Source organism: Pseudomonas sp. FP603, from assembly GCF_030687415.1.
Lineage (GTDB): Bacteria > Pseudomonadota > Gammaproteobacteria > Pseudomonadales > Pseudomonadaceae > Aquipseudomonas > Aquipseudomonas wuhanensis.
Map to the genome: position 1 here is coordinate 5,037,175 of NZ_CP117431.1, position 23,691 is coordinate 5,060,865.

Annotated in this window: 27 protein-coding genes and 2 pseudogenes; 5 read left to right on the forward strand and 24 right to left on the reverse strand. The window is 60.1% G+C overall.

The window, feature by feature from the left end; translation table 11 throughout:
* The first annotated feature begins 24 nt into the window (after positions 1-24).
* Positions 25-1,230 (forward strand): MFS transporter, encoded by a 1,206-nt coding sequence (locus tag PSH65_RS23230; protein WP_305422601.1) that lies wholly within the window; start codon positions 25-27, stop codon positions 1,228-1,230.
* Between the two features lie 98 nt (positions 1,231-1,328).
* Here the strand turns inward: PSH65_RS23230 and PSH65_RS23235 are convergent, their stop codons facing one another.
* Entirely contained in the window at positions 1,329-1,733 is a 405-nt protein-coding gene (locus PSH65_RS23235; protein ID WP_008014960.1) for a type II toxin-antitoxin system HicB family antitoxin, read from the reverse strand.
* The gene (locus PSH65_RS23240) at positions 1,733-1,945 is read right to left on the reverse strand and encodes a type II toxin-antitoxin system HicA family toxin (protein ID WP_305427039.1); all 213 of its coding nucleotides are present in this window, start codon (positions 1,943-1,945) and stop codon (positions 1,733-1,735) included. The genes PSH65_RS23235 and PSH65_RS23240 overlap by 1 nt, the downstream gene beginning before the upstream one ends.
* A 257-nt stretch (positions 1,946-2,202) precedes the next feature.
* Here PSH65_RS23240 and PSH65_RS23245 point away from each other — a divergent pair, with 257 nt between their 5' ends.
* Together PSH65_RS23245 and PSH65_RS23250 are read left to right on the forward strand one after the other, a co-directional pair.
* A complete protein-coding gene (locus PSH65_RS23245) occupies positions 2,203-2,670 on the forward strand; it encodes a helix-turn-helix domain-containing protein (RefSeq protein WP_305422604.1) in 468 nt (155 codons plus the stop codon).
* The gene (locus PSH65_RS23250; protein ID WP_305422606.1) at positions 2,667-3,242 is read left to right on the forward strand and encodes a PIN domain-containing protein; all 576 of its coding nucleotides are present in this window, start codon (positions 2,667-2,669) and stop codon (positions 3,240-3,242) included. The genes PSH65_RS23245 and PSH65_RS23250 overlap by 4 nt, the downstream gene beginning before the upstream one ends.
* A gap of 56 nt (positions 3,243-3,298) precedes the next feature.
* On the opposite strand, the gene PSH65_RS23255 is transcribed toward PSH65_RS23250, so the two are convergent.
* The 10 genes and pseudogenes from PSH65_RS23255 to ccmA all read right to left on the reverse strand — a co-directional run bounded on the left by PSH65_RS23255 (position 3,299) and on the right by ccmA (position 10,682).
* On the reverse strand, positions 3,299-3,703 hold the full coding sequence (locus PSH65_RS23255) for a hypothetical protein (protein ID WP_305422608.1): 405 nt from the start codon (positions 3,701-3,703) through the stop codon (positions 3,299-3,301).
* A 14-nt stretch (positions 3,704-3,717) separates the two neighbouring features.
* Positions 3,718-4,921 (reverse strand): annotated as a pseudogene (gene ccmI, locus PSH65_RS23260) (c-type cytochrome biogenesis protein CcmI).
* Entirely contained in the window at positions 4,914-5,387 is a 474-nt protein-coding gene (locus PSH65_RS23265) for a cytochrome c-type biogenesis protein (RefSeq protein WP_305422609.1), read from the reverse strand. The pseudogene ccmI and the gene PSH65_RS23265 overlap by 8 nt, the downstream one beginning before the upstream one ends.
* Positions 5,384-5,920: a DsbE family thiol:disulfide interchange protein gene (locus PSH65_RS23270; RefSeq protein WP_305422611.1), complete on the reverse strand. Its 537-nt coding sequence runs from the start codon at positions 5,918-5,920 to the stop codon at positions 5,384-5,386. The genes PSH65_RS23265 and PSH65_RS23270 overlap by 4 nt, the downstream gene beginning before the upstream one ends.
* A complete protein-coding gene (locus PSH65_RS23275; RefSeq protein ID WP_305422613.1) occupies positions 5,917-7,920 on the reverse strand; it encodes a heme lyase CcmF/NrfE family subunit in 2,004 nt (667 codons plus the stop codon). Before PSH65_RS23275 ends, PSH65_RS23270 begins: the two co-directional genes overlap by 4 nt.
* Before the next feature lie 3 nt (positions 7,921-7,923).
* A complete protein-coding gene (gene ccmE / locus PSH65_RS23280; protein WP_038979631.1) occupies positions 7,924-8,379 on the reverse strand; it encodes a cytochrome c maturation protein CcmE in 456 nt (151 codons plus the stop codon).
* A complete protein-coding gene (gene ccmD / locus PSH65_RS23285) occupies positions 8,376-8,552 on the reverse strand; it encodes a heme exporter protein CcmD (RefSeq protein WP_007894243.1) in 177 nt (58 codons plus the stop codon). The genes ccmE and ccmD overlap by 4 nt, the downstream gene beginning before the upstream one ends.
* A complete protein-coding gene (locus PSH65_RS23290) occupies positions 8,549-9,304 on the reverse strand; it encodes a heme ABC transporter permease (RefSeq protein WP_305422615.1) in 756 nt (251 codons plus the stop codon). Before PSH65_RS23290 ends, ccmD begins: the two co-directional genes overlap by 4 nt.
* Before the next feature lie 77 nt (positions 9,305-9,381).
* Positions 9,382-10,050 (reverse strand): heme exporter protein CcmB, encoded by a 669-nt coding sequence (gene ccmB, locus PSH65_RS23295; protein WP_305422616.1) that lies wholly within the window; start codon positions 10,048-10,050, stop codon positions 9,382-9,384.
* Positions 10,047-10,682 (reverse strand): cytochrome c biogenesis heme-transporting ATPase CcmA, encoded by a 636-nt coding sequence (gene ccmA, locus PSH65_RS23300; protein ID WP_305422617.1) that lies wholly within the window; start codon positions 10,680-10,682, stop codon positions 10,047-10,049. The genes ccmB and ccmA overlap by 4 nt, the downstream gene beginning before the upstream one ends.
* Before the next feature lie 197 nt (positions 10,683-10,879).
* Here ccmA and PSH65_RS23305 point away from each other — a divergent pair.
* Positions 10,880-12,451, forward strand: a pseudogene (locus PSH65_RS23305) (flagellar hook-length control protein FliK); the annotation flags it as partial.
* 31 nt (positions 12,452-12,482) lie between these two features.
* Positions 12,483-12,782 carry an EscU/YscU/HrcU family type III secretion system export apparatus switch protein gene (locus PSH65_RS23310; protein WP_305427040.1) on the forward strand — a complete coding sequence of 100 codons (300 nt, stop codon included), beginning with the start codon at positions 12,483-12,485 and terminating at the stop codon, positions 12,780-12,782.
* A 132-nt stretch (positions 12,783-12,914) separates the two neighbouring features.
* Here the strand turns inward: PSH65_RS23310 and PSH65_RS23315 are convergent, their stop codons facing one another.
* From PSH65_RS23315 to fleN, 12 genes are all read right to left on the reverse strand, one after another.
* A complete protein-coding gene (locus PSH65_RS23315) occupies positions 12,915-13,307 on the reverse strand; it encodes a DUF2802 domain-containing protein (RefSeq protein WP_305422618.1) in 393 nt (130 codons plus the stop codon).
* Positions 13,308-13,793 (reverse strand): chemotaxis protein CheW, encoded by a 486-nt coding sequence (locus PSH65_RS23320; RefSeq protein WP_007894224.1) that lies wholly within the window; start codon positions 13,791-13,793, stop codon positions 13,308-13,310.
* A gap of 89 nt (positions 13,794-13,882) precedes the next feature.
* Positions 13,883-14,779, reverse strand: a complete 897-nt coding sequence (locus PSH65_RS23325) for a CheW domain-containing protein (RefSeq protein ID WP_305422619.1) — start codon at positions 14,777-14,779, stop codon at positions 13,883-13,885.
* Between the two features lies 1 nt (position 14,780).
* A complete protein-coding gene (locus PSH65_RS23330) occupies positions 14,781-15,569 on the reverse strand; it encodes a ParA family protein (RefSeq protein WP_305422620.1) in 789 nt (262 codons plus the stop codon).
* 43 nt (positions 15,570-15,612) lie between these two features.
* The gene (gene motD / locus PSH65_RS23335) at positions 15,613-16,506 is read right to left on the reverse strand and encodes a flagellar motor protein MotD (RefSeq protein ID WP_305422621.1); all 894 of its coding nucleotides are present in this window, start codon (positions 16,504-16,506) and stop codon (positions 15,613-15,615) included.
* A 15-nt stretch (positions 16,507-16,521) separates the two neighbouring features.
* Positions 16,522-17,262 carry a flagellar motor protein gene (locus PSH65_RS23340; protein ID WP_305422622.1) on the reverse strand — a complete coding sequence of 247 codons (741 nt, stop codon included), beginning with the start codon at positions 17,260-17,262 and terminating at the stop codon, positions 16,522-16,524.
* On the reverse strand, positions 17,262-18,392 hold the full coding sequence (locus PSH65_RS23345; protein ID WP_305422623.1) for a chemotaxis response regulator protein-glutamate methylesterase: 1,131 nt from the start codon (positions 18,390-18,392) through the stop codon (positions 17,262-17,264). Before PSH65_RS23345 ends, PSH65_RS23340 begins: the two co-directional genes overlap by 1 nt.
* 49 nt (positions 18,393-18,441) lie before the next feature.
* Complete coding sequence (locus PSH65_RS23350; RefSeq protein WP_305422624.1) at positions 18,442-20,685, reverse strand: chemotaxis protein CheA; 2,244 nt, start codon at positions 20,683-20,685, stop codon at positions 18,442-18,444.
* 37 nt (positions 20,686-20,722) lie between these two features.
* A complete protein-coding gene (locus PSH65_RS23355; RefSeq protein ID WP_305422625.1) occupies positions 20,723-21,511 on the reverse strand; it encodes a protein phosphatase CheZ in 789 nt (262 codons plus the stop codon).
* 22 nt (positions 21,512-21,533) lie between these two features.
* Positions 21,534-21,905, reverse strand: a complete 372-nt coding sequence (locus PSH65_RS23360) for a chemotaxis response regulator CheY (protein ID WP_008006721.1) — start codon at positions 21,903-21,905, stop codon at positions 21,534-21,536.
* Positions 21,906-22,072: 167 nt separating this feature from the next.
* Positions 22,073-22,813 (reverse strand): RNA polymerase sigma factor FliA, encoded by a 741-nt coding sequence (fliA, locus tag PSH65_RS23365; protein WP_007894214.1) that lies wholly within the window; start codon positions 22,811-22,813, stop codon positions 22,073-22,075.
* A complete protein-coding gene (gene fleN / locus PSH65_RS23370) occupies positions 22,810-23,640 on the reverse strand; it encodes a flagellar synthesis regulator FleN (protein WP_003222917.1) in 831 nt (276 codons plus the stop codon). Before fleN ends, fliA begins: the two co-directional genes overlap by 4 nt.
* Positions 23,641-23,691 lie beyond the last annotated feature (51 nt).

The window sequence follows — 23,691 nt, forward strand, 5'->3', positions numbered from 1 at the left end:
CCTTCTTGTTCAACGAGACCCGTTATGAACCCAACGACTCAGGTGCCCCTTGGTGCCGCCACAATGACCCGAGGCATGGTGCTGCTCTTCGCCTTCTGCTGCGGCGCTATCGTGGCCAACATCTACTACGCCCAGCCGATCATCGGCCTGATCGCGCCGGATATCGGCCTGACCGACACCATGGCCAGCCTGATCGTTTCGCTGACGCAGATTGGTTATGCGCTGGGTCTGTTCTTCCTGGTGCCGCTGGGTGATCTGCTGGAAAACCGCCGCTTGATGATCATCACCACCGTGGTGGCGATTGCCAGTCTGCTGGGCGCGGCATTCACCGATCAGCCGAACGTGTTTCTGCTGATCTCGTTGCTGGTGGGGTTCAGCTCGGTGTCGGTGCAGATCCTGATTCCACTGGCCGCCCACCTGGCGCCGGAAGAATCGCGTGGCCGCGTGGTCGGCGGCATCATGGGCGGTTTGCTGCTGGGGATTCTACTGGCTCGACCAGTGTCCAGCGTAGTAGCCGACCACTTCGGCTGGCGTGCGATGTTCGTAATCGCAGCGGTGTTGATGGCGGCAATCAGTATCGTGCTGGCCCTGACCATTCCCAAGCGCCAGCCCGATCACAGCGCTTCTTATGGCCAGTTGTTGGGTTCGCTCTGGACGCTGTTGCATCAGCAGCCGGTGTTGCGTCAACGCGCGTTTTACCAAGCCTGCATGTTCGCCACCTTCAGCCTGTTCTGGACTGCAGTGCCGCTGGAACTGTCGCGTAATCATGGCTTGTCGCAAACCCAGATCGCGATCTTCGCCCTGGTCGGCGCCATCGGTGCGATTGCCGCTCCTATTGCCGGTCGACTGGCCGATGCCGGCCATACCCGCATCGCCTCGCTGCTGGCCCTGCTATTCGCCAGCCTGAGCTTCCTGCCCGCCTTCATCCATCCGGTTTACAGCGTTATCGGCCTGGCGGTGACGGGTGTAGTGCTGGATTTCTGCGTACAAATGAACATGGTCCTCGGCCAGCGCGAGGTCTACACCCTCGACGCTAAAAGCCGCGGCCGTCTGAATGCGCTGTACATGACCAGCATCTTTGTCGGTGGTGCGTTTGGCTCTTCGGTGGCCAGCGCGGTGTATGAGCATGGTGGCTGGTTGTGGATCGTGATTGTGGGTAGTGCGTTTCCGTTGTTGGCGTTGTTGCGGTTTTTGAGCGTTTCGCAGAGGCATTCGTTGGCGACGGCTTAGGACGCTAAAAGCTTCGCGGGCAAGCCTCGCTCCTACAGGGGTAATGCAAGACATGTAGGGGCGAGGCTTGCCCGCGAAGGCGATTCGACTGATACCACTCAATGCCGAACCAGCTTCTCCATCGCTGCATCCGCGAGAAAGGAGGAGCGGCTTTTGACATTGTGCTCTCGCACATAACGGTCAATGCGCTGGATCACGTAGCCCGGCAGCGTCACGTTGACCTTCTCGGTCTTGCCCAGATACGGTGAGATGTCGAGCTCCAGCATCCCCCAACCCATGTCGGCAAATTCCGGATTCTCGCGGTGCGCAGCCGCTGAGGTCGGCATCGGAATTGACTCCCCGTCTGCCATGATCTCCTGCAGCATGATGTGGGCAATTTCGACCGCCGCGTTGTAAGCATCTTCAAACGTATCCCCGGCCGTAACGGCACCAGGAATATCGGGGATCTGAATACCGATGGCGGTGTTCTCGTCGCCCCACTCGATACAGATTGGGTATTGCATTATGGATCTCCTGCCAAACTGGCTCCCGGGCAATAAAGCCCGGCTCGCCTCCTGATGCTTTTGACCGTCCCGATCGGCAAATCCTTCTTCGGATGAGGCACGGGTATCGTGTAAGGGTTGTAACGGTGAGTGAAGATGTGATGACTGCCGGTGACCCGTTCCAATGCCCAGCCCGCCTCTATCAGTTCCTTGATCAATAACCTGCTCTGCACCACCAGCCTCCTTGCTCCGGCCCAAACAAAAATAACCCTAGAGTTACTTTTACTCAAGCACAAAAATCCGGATCACGACGCTCGGTTGTTTTACAGGGTGTTGATTTGAGCGGACCTACGAAGGCGCGGTCGTTTGTCGATTACGTCCAGACTTGCTGGACAGTGAGCCTTAAACAAGCTCTTGTTTCGTTTATTGCGATTTTCGTTTGATTCGAATAGCCTTCCAGCATCGCTACTCAGAATGTTGGAATTTCATTATGTCCTTAATCATCCACCCACCGATCAACCTCCCAATGGCGCGCGAAGTTCAGGCTGCTATCGAAGGCCAGCGAGCTCTCGCTGCCTATCTCGCGACTCAATTCGAAACCCAACGCATCCAGATTTTCGACGAGCAGAATGAAGCTCACAGCGTCGAACTGCCCACTTCAGCCCTTCGATTGCTGGTCGACATCCTCGCTGCATTGGCAGAAGGCAATGCGGTAAAGGTCGTCCCGGTTCATGCGGAACTGACCACCCAGGAAGCGGCGGACTTGCTCAATGTCTCACGCCCGCACCTGATCAAACTGCTGGAGTCCGGCGAGTTGTCCTACCACAAAACCGGCAAGCACCGACGTGTGCGCTTTGCCGATTTGATGGACTATAAGAACCGGCGCGACACCGCCAGCGAGCAAGCAATGACGCTTCTCGCCGAGCAAGCACAAGCGTTAAGGACAGGATACGAGTGAGGCACTCCCCTTTTACCGCTGTATATGACGCATGTGTTTTGTACCCCGCTCCCTTGAGAGACTTTCTGATGTGGCTCGCGCTCTCCGGACGTTTCAGGGCGCGATGGTCACTGGAGATACACAACGAATGGAAGCGCAATCTGCTGAAAAACCGCCCGGACCTGACAATAGAGCAATTGGATCGCACGTCCGACTTGATGGATCAGGCCATACCCGATGCTTGCGTATCCGGTTACGAAAAGCTGATCGAAGGGCTCACCCTACCCGACATCGATGACCGACATGTTCTGGCTGCCGCCATACGCTGCAACGCCAGTGTCATTGTGACTTTTAATCAGAAAGATTTTCCCGATGAAACACTCGGGCCTTTTGGCATCGAGGTGCAGCATCCTGACGAGTTCGTCGATAACCTCTTTGACCTGGACCCGGCAGCGGTTGTCGCGGCAGCACAACGGCAACGCAAACAGCTAAAGATGCCGCCGATGGATGTCGCCACCTATCTTGATCTGCTCTTGCGCCAAGGCCTGATTCAGTCGAGCAAGGCGTTGACCCACTACCGAGCGATTCTTTAATCGCCTCTCACAAACCCCAAAAAGCAAAACGGCGATCCTCAGATCGCCGTTTCTATTCACTGCCCGAATTTTCTGCCTAACCCACCCGGCACGCCATGGATGTCCGTCTCTTCCCACGGCCCATTCGGGCTGATCGAGCGGCTCCAGCCGTTGTTCCAGCGGTAGTAGGTGCGCTGGCGGTAGAAGGTATTGGTCTGATCATCGAGGACGTAAACGCCGAGTTTCGCGTCCCAATGGCTATTGCCACCTGGTGGCGGGGCGAAGCTGGCGGAGGTGCGTGGCATCGGCTTGGACGGCTTGACCGGGGTGCTCGGTTTACTCGGGACCGTCGACGGAGGTGGTTTGGTGCTTGGCCCCGAAGGCGGAATTGGCGGCAGCCGTGTGGGCTCGGGCTGCTGGACCGCACAGGCGCTTAACCCCAAAACCATACTGAGGAGAGTGATACGAGCGATGGCGGTCATGGTGGCGTTTCCTGTTATTTATCCGGGCTGTCGATGGTCAGTTTTTGTTGCGCGGTGGTGCTGGTGGCCAAGGGTTGGCTGCGACCGATCCATTCGCCGGCAGTCGGTTGGCCGGCACGAGAGATGCGCGCAACCAGTTGGACTTCAGGGAAGTTCGACAGTTTCAACTGCGGCATCATCGCATCGGCATCACCCAGTTCGACGGTTGCTGGCAAGTCGGCGACAGTCAGACGCTTGGCGGCCAGCGGCGCGGGCGGGCCGGAGATGGCGCGGGCGAAGATGAACACGCTGTCACCCGGCTGGACCTTGGCTTTGAGCTCTGGCGCCAGATCGACATGCACTTTGAGCAGTGCTGCAGCTTTGGCCGCAGGTGCCTGGGCAACCTTGCCACCACTGGCTTCGAGTTTCTCGGCGGCCCGAGTAATGCCGCCTTGCAGCGCGGCGCGGGATTTATCATCCGGCGGCAGTTGCGCCAGCAGGCGATTCCAGTAGTCGATGGCGTCCTGGTAACGCTCGCCTTCAAAGGCCGCGATGCCCAGCAGACCGAGGCTGGTGACTTCTTTCGGATCAGCTTTCAGCGCTTCGTCGGTCAGGGCCTGGATCTTGTCCGACCACTTCTTGCCGTCGGCGAAATATTGGGCCTGAGCCCATTGACCGAGCAGTTCCGGTTGACGGCCAGCCAGGGCCACTGTGCGTTCGAAGATCTTCGCCGCATCGGCCGGACGGTCCTGAGCCATGTAGGTGCGGCCGAGGAAGTACAGGCCTTCGGCCGAGTCCGGTTGGGCCGCGACCGCACGCTCCAGGCGACGGGTCATCTCTTCCATCGACTGCGGCGCCTGGGCGAACTCGCGGGTCAGCTCGACTTTGTCGCTGGCGCCGAAATGCAGGTACAGCCCAAGGCCCAGCACCGGCACCAGAATCGCCGCCAGCAATGGCAATGGCTTGCCCAGACGCGACACGCGCGGCGCCTCGACGCCCTCGGTGTCGGCGAGCAGTTCACGGGCAGCTTCGGCGCGGCCGGTGTCCATTTGTTCGGCGCTGAGCACGCCCCTCTTCCTGCTGAGTCTGCAACTCAGCCACGCGCTCCTGATAAAGCGCGACGTTCAGTGCCGTGCGGTCCTCTTCAAGCTGAGCGCGGCGACCACGCAGAACGGGGATCAGCAGAAAACTCAGGGCAACCAGGAGCAGCAGGCCTGCAGCGAGCCAGAAATCAATCATGCTTGGTTTTATCCAACAGGTGGTCGAGGCGCTCGCGCTCATCAAAAGAAAGCGTGTCCGGGCTGTCTGTGCGTTGCACGCGACGACGGCGGACAATCACGGCGATGATCACAAAACCGCCCAGCAGCAGGCCGGCGGGGCCGAACCAGAGGAGTGCGGTTTTGGCGTTGAGGGCAGGTTTGTAGCGGACGAAGTCACCGTAGCGGTCGACCATGAAATCGATGATTTGCTGGTTGTCCTTGCCCTCGCCGAGCATGCGGAAAATCTCTTTGCGCAGGTCAGCGGCGATCGGTGCGTTGGAATCGGCGATGTCCTGATTCTGGCACTTGGGGCAACGCAGTTCCTTGGTCAGCTCGCGAAAACGCTCACGGTCGCCTTCTTTGGCGAACTCATAGGTGTCGATGGCCGCGTGGGCTACACCGGCCATGCTCAAACCCAGCACCGCGGCGGCAATCCAGCGCTTCATGGCTTGGCCTCATCGACCAGCGCCTGATACTTGGCCGCCAGCTTTTCACGCCAGACTTGTTCGTCGATCACACCGACGAATTTGTCGCGGATGATGCCTTTGGCGTCGATGAAGAAGGTTTCCGGTGCGCCGTACACGCCGAGGTTCAGGCCCAGGGTGCCGGCATCGTCACGGATGTCCAGTTGATACGGGTTGTGGAACTCGGCCAGCCACTTCAAGGCATCGGCGTTGACGTCCTTGTAGTTGACGCCGTAGATCACCACGCCCTTCTCGGCCAGTTTGTTCAGCACCGGGTGCTCGACCCGGCAGGAAATGCACCAGGTGCCCCAGACGTTGACCAATGCCGGTTTACCCAGTAGGTCCGCTTTGGTCAGGGTTTTGTCACCCTGCACCGAGGGCAGCGAAAAATCCGGGAACGGTTTGTTGATCATTGCCGAAGGCAGCTCGGCCGGGTTCAGGTACAGACCCCGATACAGAAAAACAGCAACCACCAGAAAAATCGCCAGTGGCAACAGCATCAACCAACGTCTCATGCGGTGGCTCCCGTCATGCCGAGCGCTTCACGCACGCGGCTTTTTACCTTGACCCGATAACGACGATCCAGCGCCGCCAGCAATCCGCCGAGACCGGTGAGCAACCCACCGAACCAGATCCAGCGCACGAACGGTTTGACGTGTACGCGGACCGCCCAGGCGCCCTCGCCCAGCGGCTCGCCCAATGCGACGTAAAGGTCACGGGTGAAACCGGCGTCGATCCCGGCTTCGGTCATCACCGAGTTCTGCACGGTATACAGGCGTTTTTCCGGGTGCAGCACGCTGATTTCCTTGCCATCGCGGATCACCCGGATGGTGCCTTTGTCGGACGTGAAGTTCGGTCCTTCGAAGTGCTTGGCGCCTTCGAACACAAATTGATAACCGGCCAGGCTCATGGACTCACCCGGCGCCAGGCGCAGATCGCGCTCGGCACTGTTCTGGCTCGACAACACGACACCCAGCGCGCACACGGCAATGCCCAAATGCGCGATTTGCATGCCCCAATAGCTGCGAGTCAGGGTCGGCAGACCTTTGATCAGGCCCTTGTGGCGAGTCTTGTCGAAGATATCCCGCACACCGGCCAGTAACACCCAGGCAGCCAGCATGAACGTCGCCAGCACTGCCCAGTTGAAATCGCCGTAAGCGACGCCGGCCACCACGGCCAGCGCAGCGCTGCCGAGCAACACCGGGGTCAACATGCTCATCAGCCATTTGACCGGGGTGTCTTTCCAGCGCACCAGCATCCCGACCGCCATCACCACCATCAGCAACGCCATCAATGGAATGAACAACGCGTTGAAGTACGGCGGGCCGACCGACAGTTTGGCGCCGGTCATCGCATCGAGAATCAGCGGGTACAAGGTGCCGAGCAGGATCATCGAAGCGGCCACCACCAGCACCAGGTTATTGCCCAGCAACAGGGTTTCCCGAGACCAGAGGTTGAAGCCGACGTGGCTCTTGACCACCGGAGCGCGCAGGGCAAACAGCGTCAGCGAGCCGCCGACTACGAACAGCAAGAAGATCAGGATGAACACACCGCGCTCAGGATCGGAGGCAAAGGCGTGAACCGAGGTCAGCACGCCGGAACGCACCAGGAAAGTCCCGAGCAAACTCAACGAGAACGCGGCGATGGCCAACAACACCGTCCAGCTCTTGAACACGCCACGTTTTTCCGTGACCGCCAACGAGTGAATCAGCGCCGTGCCCACCAGCCAAGGCATGAAGGACGCGTTTTCCACCGGGTCCCAGAACCACCAGCCGCCCCAGCCGAGTTCGTAGTAGGCCCACCAGGAGCCCAACGTAATACCGATACCGAGGAAAGCCCAGGCGACGATGGTCCACGGACGCGACCAGCGCGCCCACGCCGCGTCGAGACGACCGCCCAGCAGCGCGGCGATGGCAAAGGCAAACGCCACAGAGAAACCGACATAGCCCATGTACAGCATCGGCGGGTGAACGATCAGGCCGATGTCTTGCAGCAGTGGATTGAGGTCGCGCCCATCCGTCGGCATCTGCGGCAGGATTCGGGCGAAAGGGTTAGACGTCAAGATCAGGAACAGCAGGAAACCGGTGCTGATCATGCCCATCACCGCCAGCACCCGGGCCAGCATTACTTGCGGCAATTGCCGGGAGAACACCGACACCGCGAATGTCCAGCCGCCGAGGATCAGTGCCCATAGCAGCAACGAACCTTCGTGAGCCCCCCAGACGGCGCTGAACTTGTAGTACCACGGCAGCGCACTGTTGGAGTTGCTGGCCACATAAGCGACGGAGAAGTCGTCGGCCATGAACGCGTAAGTCAGGCAACCGAAAGCGAACAGCAGAAACGCGAACTGCCCCCACGCGGCCGGCTGGGCCAGGCTCATCCACAAGCGATCGCCGCGCCAGGCGCCGAGCAACGGCACCACGGCCTGCACCAGCGCGAAACACAGCGCCAGGATCATGGCCAGGTGGCCCAATTCGGGGATGAACAGCCCCGAACTATAAAGTGAGGAAGTCATCAGTTAGCCCTCTTTCGCGGGAGTAGGTGCCGACTGGCCGCTATCTTTCAGGGCCTTGGTCACTTCCGGCGGCATGTACTTTTCATCGTGCTTGGCCAGCACTTCATCGGCCACTACCACGCCGTCAGCGTTGAGCTTGCCGAGGGCGACAATGCCCTGCCCTTCGCGGAACAGATCCGGCAGGATGCCGCGATAACTGATGGTTACGGATTTGTTGAAGTCGGTGACGATGAATTTCACGTCCAGGGAATCGCCGGAACGTTGCAGCGAACCTTTCTCCACCATGCCGCCCGCGCGAATACGTGTGTCTTGCGGCGCTTCACCGTTGGCGATCTGGGTCGGGGTGTAGAACAGATTGATGTTCTGCTTCAAGGCGCTCAAGGCCAGGCCAACGGCAGCGCCGACACCGACCAGGATCGCGAAAATGATGATAAGACGCTTTTTACGCAGCGGATTCACTTGCCGTTCTCCCGGCGCAGACGACGCGCCTCTTGTTGCAGATACCGCTTGCGGGCCAGGATCGGCGCCGCCACGTTGAGGGCCAGCACCGCCAGGCTAATGCCATAGGCGGACCAGACATACAGGCCGTGATGGCCCATGGCGAGAAAGTCGCCGAATGAAGCGAAACTCATCGAGCGGCCTCCAGACTGTTCTGCACTTCGGTTTTCACCCAGCTCGCCCGGGCTTCGCGCTTGAGCACTTCAAGGCGCATGCGCAGCAACAGCACCGCGCCGAAGAAACAGTAGAAACCCAGCGCCGTCAGCAGCAGTGGCAGCCACATCTCGGCGGGCATCGCCGGTTTTTCAGTGAGTGTGAAGGTCGCGCCCTGGTGCAGGGTGTTCCACCACTCCACCGAGTATTTGATGATCGGGATGTTGATTACGCCGACGATCGCCAGCACTGCACAGGCCTTGGCGGCACTGTCACGATTGCTGATGGCGTTGCCCAGCGCAATAAGACCGAAGTACAGAAACAGCAGAATAAGCATGGACGTAAGTCGCGCATCCCAGACCCACCACGACCCCCAGGTCGGCTTGCCCCAGATCGCGCCGGTGACCAGCGCCACGGCGGTCATCCAGGCCCCGATCGGCGCGGCGCATTGCAGGGCGACGTCGGCCAGCTTCATCTTCCAGACCAGCCCGACGATGCCGCACACGGCCAGCATCACGTAGATGGACTGCGCCAGCATGGCGGCGGGAACGTGGATATAGATGATCCGAAAACTGTTGCCTTGCTGATAGTCCGGCGGCGCGAAGGCCAGCCCCCAAACCACGCCGACGCTAATCAGCAGCAACGCCGCGACGCTCAGCCACGGCAGCAATTTGCCACTGATGCCGTAAAACCATTTGGGCGAGCCGAGCTTATGAAACCAGGTCCAGTTCATTGCTATTTCCATCACGGGTGCCGCACGTTGTCACGAGCAGCCAGGGTCTTTACTGATCAAATTTTGATCAGACCTCATTATTCGCCGACGCTGATCTTCAGGCCAGCAGCTATTGCAAAAGGTGTCAGGGTTATCGCCAGGGCGGTCAGGCTACCAAGCCACAAGAGATAACCGGTCGCCGGCATGCCCTGCAATGCCGCCTGCAAGGCGCCACTGCCGAGAATCAACACCGGGATGTACAGCGGCAGAATCAACAGCGCCAGTAACAGGCCACCGCGCTTCAATCCTACCGTCAACGCTGCGCCCACCGCACCGAGCAGGCTCAGCACCGGTGTACCCAGCAATAAAGAAAGCAGCAACACCGGCAGACAGGCGGTTGGCAAACCGAGCATCAACGCCAGCAGGGGTGCGAGCAAAACCAGCGCCAGGCCGGAAAAGGCCCAGTGTGCCAGTACCTTGGCCAAAACCAGAATAGGCAGGGGGTGCGGCGAAAGGACCCACTGCTCAAGCGATCCGTCTTCGAAATCACTGCGGAAGAGCCCGTCCAGCGAGAGCAAGACCGATAAAAGTGCTGCCACCCAGACCAGCCCCGGGGACAAGGTTTGCAACAATTGAGTCTCGGGACCGACCGCCAACGGAAACAAAGAGACGACGATGGCGAAGAACACCAGCGGATTCGCCAATTCGGCAGGACGGCGGAACAGCAAACGTGCCTCGCGGGCGACCAACAGGCCGAAAACACTCATACGGCCCAGTTCCCCAAATCAATGTCGCGATAGCCGGCCGGCATCCGGGTCAGCGTGTGGTGAGTGGTCAGGACCACCATGCCGCCCCGCTCGCAGTGCGCAGCCAGGTGTTCTTCGAGTTGCGCCACGCCTTGTTTGTCGAGCGCGGTGAACGGCTCATCGAGGATCCACAGCGGCGGGCTGTCCAGATACAAGCGCGCCAACGCGACGCGGCGTTGTTGCCCGGCGGAGAGCGTGTGGCAGGGAACATCCTCGAAACCGCGCAGCCCCACCGCCGTCAGCGCCTGCCGGATCGCCTCATGGGAGGCCGGTTGATGCAAGGCGCAGAGCCAACTGAGGTTTTCCTCGGGGGTCAGCAAGTCCTTGATGCCCGCGGCATGGCCGATCCACAACAGATTGCGCGCCAGTTCGCTGCGTTGCTCGTGCAGTGGCTGACCGTTTAGCAATACTTGACCGGCAGTCGGGTGCATCAAACCGCATAGCAGACGTAAAAGGCTGGTCTTGCCACTGCCGTTGGGGCCGCTGATTTGCAACATTTCGCCACTGGCCAGTCTCAATTCGAGATTTTCGAAGAGCAGCCGAAGGTCTCGCTCACAAGCGAGGGCAACGGTTTGCAGGACAGGACTGGTCAAGAGATCACGGGCCTTTTGCGGTTCAAGTCGGCGGCAGAGCGGCCGCTAAAGAGATGCAGCATAGATGCATTGGCGGCTTGTTCTAGAGAGCTGCGTCAAACAAATGCAATGTTTTCGCCACTCCCCGAAAGACGGGCGGCATTATACATGCCATGCCCGACTCTAAAGAGTGCATTTTCCTCAGGTTGTGACCGCGTATGACAGGCGAAATGAACATCCTCCCGCTGCCGCAGACCACACCCGCGACTTCACGTCCGCTGGTGGTCAGCGGTGAGTTGCTCAAGCTGCTGACGCCGATGGATGGCCTGATCAGCGCCGGTCAGACTGCCCGGGCCGAAGTGCTGTCGCTCAAGCAGGCGGATCAGACCTTTCAACTGTTGCTCAAGGTCACCCTCGACAACGGGCGCCAAACCACGGTCCAGGCCACCAGTACTCAGCCGTTGCCCCAGGGCACCAGCCTGGCGATCACTCAGCCGTCGGCGGGTAACTTGGCGGTCACGGTGCAACAGGCCATCGCCTCCAGCGTCGCGACCCTGACCCGCATCGACACGGCGCAACTGCCGGTCGGCACCTTGCTGCAAGGCAAAGTACTGACCTCTCAGGTAATGCCACAGGTGCCGGGCCAGCCGACGGTGTTTCGCTCGATGGTGAGCCTGCTCAACACCGCGCTGAGCGGCAGCACGCTAAGCATCGACAGCCCGACGCCACTGCGCATCGGCACTTTGCTGAGCGCCTTGGTGCAGGATACCCAGACCCTGAAATTCGTCCCGTTGAGCAGCCGTCAGGAACAGTTGGCGGTGACGCAACAATTGGTCAGCCAACAAAGTCGCCAAGGCTCTCTGGATGGCTTGCTCAAAGTCCTGCAAAACCTGCCGCCGTCGGATCAGACCTCCAGCAATCTGCGCGCTGTCGTGGACAAGTTGCTCGCCGGCCTGCCAGACGTTCAGCAACTGAGCACGCCCAAAGGCCTGGCCCAGGCGTTGGCCAATAGCGGCCTGTTCCTCGAAGCGAAACTGCTGACTGGCCAAAACCCGACGCTGACGCCAGACATGAAGGGCGACCTGCTCAAGCTGATCGCACAATTGACGCCGGGCCTGCCGGCCAACACCAATCTCAATGCGATCATCGCCGCCAACACCTTGGCCCAGGCGCTGCCGAGTTTCGTGCGCAGCGCTCTCGGCATGCTGGGGCAAGTCAGCGCCAAACCGCTGCCGACCAGTTTCCCGCTCCCCGAGCGCCTGCTGCAAAGTCAGGACGGTGAAGGCGATCTGGAGCACTTGCTGCGTTTGGCAGCGGCGGCCGTTTCACGCCTGCAGAGTCATCAACTGTCGAGCCTGGAGCAGACCGGCCTCACCGACGACGGTCGCCTGCTCAGCACCTGGCAACTGGAAATCCCCATGCGCAACCTGCAGGACATCGTGCCGTTGCAGGTCAAATTCCAGCGCGAAGAAGCACCCGAGAAAGAACAACCGCACGAACGCCGCGACGAACGCGAGCCGAAGCAACAATTGTGGCGAGTCGATCTGGCGTTCGACATGGAGCCATTAGGGCCGTTGCAGATTCAGGCCCAGTTGATCAAAGGCAGCCTCTCCAGTCAGCTGTGGGCCGAGCGGCCGTACACCGCGAGCCTGATCGAAAGCAATCTGGCCGGGCTGCGCGAACGCCTGCTGGCGTCGGGCCTGAACGTCGGCGATCTGGATTGCCACCTTGGCACACCGCCACAAGGTCCTCAAACCCGCCTCGAACAACGCTGGGTCGACGAAACCGCATGCGAACGAATCCACCGCACCGCGCCAGGCCATCGCCCTCAAATACGACGGCACCCACGCCCCTACCCTCACGGCAAAAGGTGATGAGGAACTGGCGGAAGCCATTCTGCAGATTGCCCGCGATTATGAAGTGCCAATCTATGAAAACGCCGAACTGGTGAAACTGCTGGCGCGGATGGAATTGGGGGACAGCATTCCCGAGGAGCTGTACCGCACGATTGCGGAGATCATCGCGTTTGCGTGGAATTTGAAGGGTAAGTTTCCCGAGGGGCGGGATCCAGATGCTGCGATGGTGGAGAAGGACATCACCGACCGCGGGGATGATTATTGAGGTTTCGAAGACGCCATCGCGGGCAAGCCCGCTCCCACAGGGATAGGTAGTGGACACAAAATGTGTGAACGCAGCCAATCCAATGTGGAAGCGGGCTTGCCCGCGATAGCGATCTAAACCACGCCGCAAGAATCAGTTCTTGTGCAACTTACTCATCAACTCCGCCTCAGCCTGGGTCAATCCGCAAGACTGAGTCAGTTCATCGACGCTGGCCCCCATCCCCACCAGGCGTGCTGCCTGAGCGAATGAAAGGCTCGACGGATCACGCTGCTCCAGCTGAGCCAGTTTGTCCGGCAACGGCCCGACGACGGCGCGCAGTTCGTGCAGGTCTTCACCCATGCGCACGTTGCCGTTCTGGTAGTCGTCGACGCGTTTGGCCAGGTCCTTGATGCGCTGATCGCGCAGCGCATCGCCCTCGGCCTGTTGCGCGGCGATCTGCCGCTGAGCGCGGATGTACGACAGGAACATCGCCAGCGTGCCTGCCCACAAGACGAACAGGACAATCACAGCCACCTCAAGAATCAATCAGATACTCTCCAGTTCCGACCATTCTTCTTCGCTCATCATCTTGTCCAGTTCGACCAGAATCAGCAGTTCGTTGTTCTTGTTGCACACGCCTTGAATGAACTTGGCGGACTCTTCGTTACCGACGTTCGGCGCGGTCTCGATTTCCGACTGACGCAGGTAAACCACTTCAGCCACGCTGTCGACCATGATCCCGACCACTTGCTTGTCGGCTTCGATGATGACGATGCGGGTGTTGTCGCTGATCTCGGCATTCATCAGGCCGAAGCGCTGACGGGTGTCGATTACGGTGACCACGTTACCGCGCAGGTTGATGATGCCCAGCACGTAGCTCGGAGCACCCGGGACCGGGGCGATTTCGGTGTATCGCAGGACTTCCTGAACGCGCATCACGTTGATGCCGTAGGTTTCGTTGTCCAGCTTGAAGGTTACCCATTGCAGGATCGGATCTTCAGAACCTTTTGCATTCGTCGCTTGATTACTCATACCCTGACCCCTCGAAAAACCGCTTCTGGCGGCGTGTGTTCTGTGTGGCGGCATTCAACAATGCCGTCGCATGATTGTTATGTCGGCTGCTATGTCGATTTGTGTAGCGGCTTGCTGCCGCCCATGTGCTTTGCCCCGCCACTGGCGATCAACTCGGCCAATGCGGAGACGTCCAGCAATGCACACATGTGCTCAATCACCGTGCCGGCAAGCCATGGCCGCTGACCTCGATGACTTCTCCATTTGATTTCGTTCGGGTCCAGGCGCAATGAGCGGCTGACCTGATGCACCGCCAGCCCCCACTCGTAGCCCTGCACCGAAATGACGTATTGCAGGCCCTGGCGGAAATCGTCGCGGTAGCGGTCGGGCATGACCCAGCGCGCAGTATCCAGGACTTTCAGATTGCCGGCCTGACTCGGCAGGATCCCGAGGAACCATTCCGGCTGACCGAACAGCGGCGTCAGCTCGTGACCGGCCAGCGAGTAGATCGAGCCCAGGCACACCAGCGGCACCGCCAGGGTCAAACCGGCGACATCGAACAGCAGGCATTCGAACGGCTCGGCAGCCCACGACGGTCGACCGTCGGTTTCCACCGGCGGCGGCGTATTGCTCGGCGGCAGATGGACTTCGACCACCGGCGGCACGAGGGTTTGCAGCAACGGTGCGAGGGTCGACACCGGCGCCAGAATCGGTGCCGGTGCTTCTTCGGTCACCACCGGAACTTTTGCGACCGGAGCAACCAATGGCGCTGCGACGGGCGCAGCGGCCACAACAGACTTCTGCGCATCACGCGCCTGCTCTTCAAGCACTGCGGCCTGGAACTCGTCCAGTGCCGCTTCGACCTCGATCGTTTCAACGACCTCAATGACTGCAGCCACCGCTTCGACTTCCAGCGGCAACTCTTCAGTCGCCTCCATCAGCAGGTTGTCCAGATAAGACTGGAGCGCCAATTGCGGACGCGAAGTGGTTTTCACCGGCCGATTCATCTCAGGCCACCTGCGGAACGAGTTGTGCCGCCAGCAAATGCTTGAGCAATGCGCGATACGCCAGAACGCCGCGGCTCTTGCCGTCGAATTGCGAAGGCGTCAGCCCGGCCCGGCTCGCATCGCGCAGGCGCGTGTCGATTGGAATGTAGCCCTGCCAGATTTCCTCCGGGTATTTGTCGCGCAACACCCGAAGGGTGCCGAGGGACGCCTGGGTGCGGCGGTCGAACAGGGTTGGAATGATGGTGAACGGCAACGCCACTTTGCGTGAGCGGTTGATCATCGCCAAGGTGTTGACCATGCGCTCCAGGCCTTTGACGGCCAGATGCTCGGTCTGCACCGGAATCACCAACTGCTGGCTGGCCGCCAATGCATTGACCATCAGCACGCCGAGCAAAGGCGGGCTGTCGATCACAGCGTAATCGAAGTCCTGCCACAACTGCGCCAGGCTCTTGGCGATCACCAGGCCCAAACCACTCTGCCCCGGCGACTGGCGCTCAAGGGTTGCCAGCGCGGTGCTCGATGGCAACAGGGAAATGCGTTCGTCACTGGTGGGCATCAGCAACTGACCGGGCAAGCCTTGCGGCACGCTGCCCTTGTGCAAAAACAGGTCGTAGCTGCTGTGTTCCAGGCTGTCGGGGTCGTAACCGAAGTAGCTGGTCATGGAGCCGTGGGGGTCGAGATCGACCACAACCACGCGCTTGCCCGCCTCAGCCAGCAAACCGGCTAAAGCGATGGAGGAAGTGGTTTTACCGACACCACCCTTTTGATTGGCGACTGCCCAGACTCTCATTCGGATTGTTCCTCCCGGTCGAAAAGGTCGACCGAGAAATAGCTCAACGTATTAATGCGGGTGACGGAGAATTGACGGCGCTCTCTCGTCCCGGCGACTTGACCGGAGCCGGTGCAGTTTGTGTGCCAGCCCGCTTCAACGCAGCATCCGGTTGTGCATGAGCCGTTCCGGTACCGGTGAGGCTGCGGCGTACATCGAGATTTCGTGAAACCACCAGCACCACCCGACGGTTACGCGCCCGGCCTTCGGCAGTGGCGTTATTGGCCACCGGCTGGAACTCACCGTAACCCACCGACGCCAGACGACCGGGGTTCACACCCTGCATCGCCAGCATGCGCACGATGCTCGCCGAACGCGCCGAGGACAGCTCCCAGTTGGTCGGGTATTGCGCAGTGCGGATCGGCTGATCGTCGGTGAAGCCTTCGACGTGGATCGGGTTATCGAACGGCCTGAGGATCGCGGCGACCTTGTCGATGATGTTGAAGGCGATGTCGCTGGGCATGGCGTCGCCGCTGCCGAACAACAGGCTGGAATTGAGCTCGATCTCGACCCACAACTCATTGCCGCGCACGGTCATCTGGTTGGAGCTGATCAAGTCGCCGAACGCCGCGCTGATGTCATCGGCAATGCTCTTGAGCGGATCGTTGGCAGCCTGAGCGATGCCGGCGTCGATCTGTTCGCTGTCCTTGACCAGCGGCTTGGCCGGGGTCACGGTCTTCGGTCGCTCTTCGCCGATAGGAATCGGCTTGAGGGCGCGATCGGAATCGGTAAACACCCCGATCAACGCCTCGGAAATGATCTTGTACTTGCCTTCGTTGATCGAAGAAATCGAGTACATCACCACGAAGAAAGCGAACAGCAACGTAATGAAGTCGGCATAGGAAACCAGCCAGCGTTCATGGTTTACGTGTTCTTCAGGTTGCCTGCGACGTGCCATGGCCCATTTCCCCCATCAATCCATGAAGCCCTGAAGCTTCAACTCGATAGAGCGAGGGTTTTCACCTTCGGCGATCGACAGAATTCCTTCCAGCAACATCTCGCGATAACGCGACTGGCGCAACGCGATGGACTTGAGCTTGGCGGCAATCGGCAGCAGCACCAGGTTGGCACTGGCCACGCCGTAGATGGTGGCGACGAAGGCGACGGCAATGCCGCTACCCAGTTGCGACGGATCGGCCAGGTTGCCCATGACGTGGATCAGGCCCATCACCGCACCGATGATGCCGATGGTCGGCGCGTAGCCGCCCATGCTTTCAAAGACTTTCGCGGCTTCGATGTCGCGGCTTTCCTGGGTGTAGAAATCCACTTCCAGAATGCTGCGAATGGCTTCCGGCTCGGCGCCGTCCACCAGCAATTGCAGGCCTTTGCGTGAGTAGCTGTCGGGTTCGGCGTCGGCCACCCCTTCCAGTCCGAGCAAACCTTCCTTACGGGCGGTCAGGCTCCAGTTCACTACGCGATCGATACCGCCGGCCAGGTCCACGCGCGGTGGAAACAGGATCCAGCCCAGAATCTGCATCGCGCGCTTGAAAGCGCTCATCGGCGATTGCAGCAGCGCCGCACCGACGGTGCCGCCAATGACAATCAACGCAGCCGGACCGTTGGCCAGTGCGCCGAGGTGACCGCCTTCAAGGTAGTTGCCGCCGATGATGGCGACGAACGCCATGATGATCCCGATAAGGCTTAGTACATCCATCAGAGGCAAGCCTCAACCAGATGCTTGCCGATATCGTCCAGGCTGTACACCGCGTCCGCGAGCTCGGCTTTGACGATCGCCATTGGCATGCCGTAGATCACGCAGCTGGCTTCATCCTGAGCCCAGATCGCACTGCCGCCTTGCTTGAGCAGACGCGCGCCTTCGCGACCGTCGGCGCCCATGCCGGTCAGTACCACCGCCAGAACTTTGTCGCCGTAGGACTTGGCCGCGGAACCGAAGGTGATGTCCACGCACGGTTTGTAGTTCAGACGTTCGTCGCCCGGCAGGATTTTCACCGCGCCACGGCCGTCGATCATCATTTGCTTGCCACCCGGAGCCAGCAGCGCCAGGCCCGGACGCAGGATGTCGCCATCCTCGGCTTCCTTGACGCTGATGCGGCACAGCTTGTCCAGACGCTCGGCGAAAGCTTTGGTGAAGGCTGCAGGCATGTGTTGGATCAACACGATCGGGGCCGGGAAATTGGCCGGCAACTGCGTCAGCACCCGTTGCAGGGCAACCGGGCCACCGGTGGAGGTGCCGATGGCGACCAGTTTGTAGGCTTTGCGTTTCGGTGCCGGAGACGACGGCGTCGCTGCATGGGTGCGAGCCGGAATCGGTGCCGGTGCCGGACGCGCAGGCGCGCTGCTGCCGTAGTTGCTGACGCTCGAAGGCGCAGGCGTCGAGGCTGGCGCAGCCACCGGGGCCGGGGTGCTGTAAGTACTGGCGCGACGATTACTGCGCGAGATGCTGAGAATCTTCTCGCACAGCAGTTGCTTGACCTTCTCCGGGTTACGGGAGATGTCTTCGAAGTTCTTTGGCAGGAAGTCCACCGCGCCGGCGTCCAGCGCATCGAGGGTAACCCGCGCGCCTTCGTGAGTCAGCGAGGAGAACATCAATACCGGGGTCGGGCAGCGCTGCATGATGTGCCGCACTGCCGTGATGCCATCCATCATCGGCATCTCGTAGTCCATGGTGATCACGTCTGGCTTGAGGGCCAGTGCCTGATCAATCGCCTCTTTGCCGTTGGTCGCCGTACCGACGACCTGGATATTCGAATCCGCTGAAAGAATTTCCGAGACGCGGCGGCGGAAAAACCCCGAATCGTCCACCACCAGGACTTTGACTGCCATAAACACTCCGTTAGACGGGGCGAGGCTCAGTCGCCCCGCTCCCCCAGAATCAAATACGCCGTGCGGCGTAACGCTTGAGCATGCTCGGAACATCGAGAATCAGCGCAATGCGGCCGTCACCGGTGATGGTGGCGCCGGACATGCCCGGGGTTCCCTGAAGCATTTTGCCCAATGGCTTGATGACCACTTCTTCCTGGCCCACCAACTGATCGACGACGAAGCCGATCCGCTGGGTGCCCACCGAAAGGATCACCACATGGCCCTCGCGCTGCTCTTCGTGAGCGGCGGAGCTGACCAGCCAGCGTTTGAGGTAGAACAGAGGCAGCGCCTTGTCCCGCACGATCACCACTTCCTGGCCGTCCACCACGTTGGTGCGTGACAGGTCGAGGTGGAAGATCTCGTTGACGTTCACCAGCGGGAACGCGAACGCCTGGTTGCCGAGCATGACCATCAGCGTCGGCATGATCGCCAGGGTCAACGGGACCTTGATGACGATCTTCGAGCCTTTGCCCTTGGTCGAGTAGATATTGATGGTGCCGTTGAGCTGGGCGATCTTGGTTTTCACCACGTCCATGCCCACGCCACGACCGGACACGTCGGAAATCTCGGTCTTGGTCGAGAAACCCGGAGCGAAGATCAGGTTGAAGCAATCGGACTCGCTGAGACGGTCCGCCGCATCCTTGTCCATCAGGCCTTTCTTCACGGCGATACCGCGCAGAACATCGGCGTCCATACCCTTGCCGTCATCGGAGATGGACAGCAGGATGTGGTCGCCTTCCTGTTCAGCGGACAGGATCACCTTGCCGCTGCGGGGCTTGCCCATCGCTTCGCGATCAGCCGGCTCTTCGATACCGTGGTCGACCGAGTTGCGCACCAAGTGGACCAGCGGGTCGGCCAGGGCCTCGACGAGGTTCTTGTCGAGGTCGGTTTCTTCGCCGACCAACTCCAGGTTGATCTCTTTCTTGAGCTGGCGAGCCAGGTCGCGAACCAGACGCGGGAAGCGCCCGAAGACTTTCTTGATCGGTTGCATCCGAGTCTTCATGACCGCGGTCTGCAGGTCGGCCGTGACCACGTCGAGGTTCGACACGGCCTTGGACATGGCTTCATCACCGCTGTTGAGGCCCAGACGGACCAGACGGTTACGCACCAGTACCAACTCGCCGACCATGTTCATGATTTCGTCGAGACGCGCGGTATCGACCCGCACGGTGGTCTCGGCTTCGCTGGCCGGTTTTTCTGGTGGCGGCGCGGCCGGGGCACGGGCAGGAGCCGGTGCAGCAGCGGCGGCCGGTTTCGCCGATTCGACTTTTGGCTCGGGCGCTTTGGCCACAGGTTTCGCAGCCGGTGCTGGCGCCTTGGCGACAGGAGCAGAAATCACTGCGCCAGTGCCAACCTCGGTGAACTTGCCTTTGCCATGCAATTCGTCGAGCAGCGATTCGAACTCATGATCGGAGATCAGATCGTCGCCGGCCGCTTTAGCGGTTGGCGCAGCCGGGGTCGGAGCCGAAGCAATCGCCGACTCCAATGCATCGACGGCAAAGTTGCCTTTGCCGTGCAACTGATCGAGCAGTGCCTCGAACTCGTCGTCGGTGATGTCGGAGCTGTCGCCTGCCGCTTTCGGGGCAGCCGGTGTGGTAGGCGCTGCGACCACGGCATCGGCGGCGAACTGGCCTTTGCCGTGCAATTGATCGAGCAACGACTCGAACTCGGCATCGGTGATTTCGTCGCTGGCAGCCGCATCGGTGGCAGGCAGCGGAGCAACCGCGGGAGCTTCGGCCTGGGCCTTGACGGCGTTCAGCGAGTCCAGCAGTTGTTCGAATTCGTTATCGGTAATGTCGCCTGAATCGCTTTCAGCGGCAGGCTCTTGCACCGCTTCAGCAACAGGCGCCGCTTCGTCGGCAGTTTGCGGCTCGGCCAGACGGGCAAGAGCAGCCAGCAATTCAGGCGTGGCAGCCGTGATCGGGCTGCGCTCGCGGACTTCGCTGAACATGCTGTTCACCGCGTCCAGTGCTTCGAGAACCACGTCCATCAGTTCCGAGTCGACGCGTCGTTCACCCTTGCGCAGGATGTCGAACACGTTCTCGGCGATGTGACAGCACTCCACCAGCTCGTTGAGCTGGAGGAAGCCGGCGCCCCCTTTTACAGTGTGAAAACCGCGAAAAATTGCATTGAGCAAGTCCGCATCATCCGGTCGGCTTTCCAGCTCGACCAGCTGTTCGGATAGTTGCTCTAGAATCTCGCCGGCCTCAACCAGGAAATCCTGAAGGATCTCTTCATCGGCGCCGAAGCTCATTAAGGGGGTGCTCCTACAGGTCTAAAAACCCAGAAAACTAAAATCCAAGACTGGATAGCAAATCGTCCACATCGTCCTGACCGGACACAACATCTTCTCTTTTATCGGCATGAATCTGCGGACCTTCACCCTGCGAGAGATGTTTTTGTGGATCTTTTTCAGCCAGCATCGCTTCACGGTCATGTTCGATACCCGCAAAGCGGTCTACCTGACTGGCCATGAGCACGAGCTTGAGCAGATTGCTTTCAACTTCGGTGACCAATTGGGTCACGCGCTTGATCACCTGACCGGTGAGGTCCTGGTAATCCTGGGCCAGCAGAATGTCGTTGAGGTTGCTCGACACGACGCGGTTGTCTTCGCTGCTGCGTGTCAGGAAACCGTCGACCCGCCGGGCCAGTTCGCGGAACTCTTCAGCCCCGACTTCGCGACGCATGAACCGTCCCCAATCCGTGCTCAGTGCCTGAGCTTCGTCGCTCAGGCTGTTGATCAGCGGCGTGGCGTTTTCCACCAGGTCCATGGTGCGGTTGGCCGCGGCCTCGGTCAGCTTGACCACATAACCCAGGCGCTCGGTGGCATCCGTGATCTGAGACACTTCCTCGGCTTGCGGCATGTGCGGGTCAATCTGGAAATTGACGATCGCGCTATGCAGCTCGCGGGTGAGCTTGCCAACTTCCTGGTACAGGCCGCGGTCACGGGTCTGGTTGAGCTCATGGATCAGTTGCACAGCGTCGCCGAACCTGCCTTTTTCAAGGCTATCGACCAGTTCGACCGCGTGTTTTTTCAGGGTCGACTCGAAATCGCCCTGTGAAGATTCTTTATGCTCCATAGCTCCCCCGTGGCGCAGTACATCAACCGATGCGTTCGAAAATCTTCTCGATTTTTTCTTTCAACGCCTGGGCTGTGAAGGGTTTGACCACATAGCCGTTAACACCGGCCTGGGCCGCTTCGATGATTTGCTCGCGCTTGGCTTCAGCGGTCACCATCAGCACCGGCAGGTGCTTGAGCTTTTCATCGGCGCGCACGTGACGCAGCAGATCGATACCGGTCATGCCAGGCATGTTCCAGTCCGTTACCAGAAAGTCGATGCTCCCGCTGTTGAGAACCGGAATGGCAGTGATGCCATCATCAGCCTCGACCGTGTTGGTGAACCCAAGGTCACGCAACAGGTTTTTTATGATCCGCCGCATCGTTGAGAAGTCATCAACGATGAGGATTTTCATGTTCTTGTCCAATTCGACCTCCAAGCAGTCTTAAACGCGCCCAGCACCTGGACGCGCCATTTCAATCAATCCGGCAAAGCACTCAATGACTGTCTGGAGCACAACAGATCGAGACCGGCGCAGTTCAACACCACACCAGCTCCATTCGCAGTGTCCCCACACTGCCTTCAGCGCGCTCGCCACTCCCCCAAACGCCCCCGCAAACGGGCCGCGCACTGGCTGTGTAACTGGCTGACCCGCGATTCGCTGACCCCCAGGACCTCGCCGATTTCCTTGAGATTCAACTCTTCGTCGTAGTACAGCGCCAACACCAGTCGCTCACGCTCCGGCAAATTGGCAATCGCGTCCGCCAGCGCCGCCTGGAAGCGTTCATCTTCCAGATCGCGTGACGGCTCGAGATGAGCACTGGCGCCATCCTCATGCAGCCCTTCGTGTTCGCCGTCCTGCAACAGATCGTCGAAACTGAATAACCGGCTGCCCAAGGTGTCGTTCAAAATCCCGTAATAATCGTCGAGACTCAATTGGAGTTCGGCCGCAACTTCGTGATCTTTAGCGTCACGGCCGGTTTTAGCTTCAATCGAGCGAATCGCGTCGCTGACCATGCGGGTATTGCGGTGAACCGAACGTGGCGCCCAGTCCCCCTTGCGCACTTCATCGAGCATCGCGCCGCGGATTCGAATGCCCGCGTACGTCTCGAAACTCGCGCCTTTGCTGGCGTCGTATTTGGTTGATACTTCAAGCAGGCCGATCATCCCGGCCTGGATCAGGTCTTCGACCTGGACGCTGGCCGGCAAACGCGCCAGCAAGTGGTAGGCAATGCGTTTGACCAGTGGCGCGTAACGCTCGATCAGCTCGTACTGCGCGTCACGTGCCGACTTCTTGTAGAGGTTGTAGCCACTGGCTGTCATAGGACGGGTCCTGCGGTCTGTTGCACGAGGCGCTCGACGAAAAACTCCAGGTGCCCACGCGGGTTGGCCGGCAGCGGCCAGGTATCGACCTTCTGCGCAATGGCCTTGAACGCCAGGGCGCACTTGGAACGGGGAAAGGCTTCATAGACGGCGCGCTGCTTCTGCACAGCCTTGCGCACGCTTTCGTCGTAAGGCACCGCACCGACGTATTGTAAGGCGACGTCGAGGAAGCGATCCGTGACCTTGGTCAACTTGGCAAACAGATTGCGGCCTTCCTGCGGGCTCTGCGCCATGTTGGCCAGAACGCGGAAACGGTTCATGCCGTAGTCGCGGTTCAGCAGTTTGATCAGCGCGTAGGCGTCGGTGATCGAGGTCGGCTCGTCGCACACCACCAGCAAGACTTCCTGCGCGGCGCGGACGAAACTGACTACCGAGTCACCAATGCCCGCAGCGGTGTCGATCACCAATACGTCGAGGTTGTCGCCGATATCGCTGAAGGCCTGGATCAGGCCGGCATGTTGGGCCGGGCTCAGATGAACCATGCTCTGGGTGCCGGACGCGGCCGGGACGATGCGGATACCGCCGGGCCCTTGCAACAGCACGTCGCGCAGCTCGCAGCGGCCTTCGATCACGTCGGCCAGGGTACGTTTGGGTGTCAGTCCTAGCAGGACGTCGACGTTCGCCAGCCCCAGATCGGCGTCCAACAGCATGACGCGCCGGCCGAGCTCAGCTAGAGCCAGGGACAAGTTCACTGACACGTTAGTCTTCCCGACGCCACCTTTGCCGCCGGTCACCGCGATCACCTGTACGGGATGCATGCTGCCCATGTTATTTCTTTACCTTGTCTTGCATAGACGGAGGCCACATTACTGGCTGCG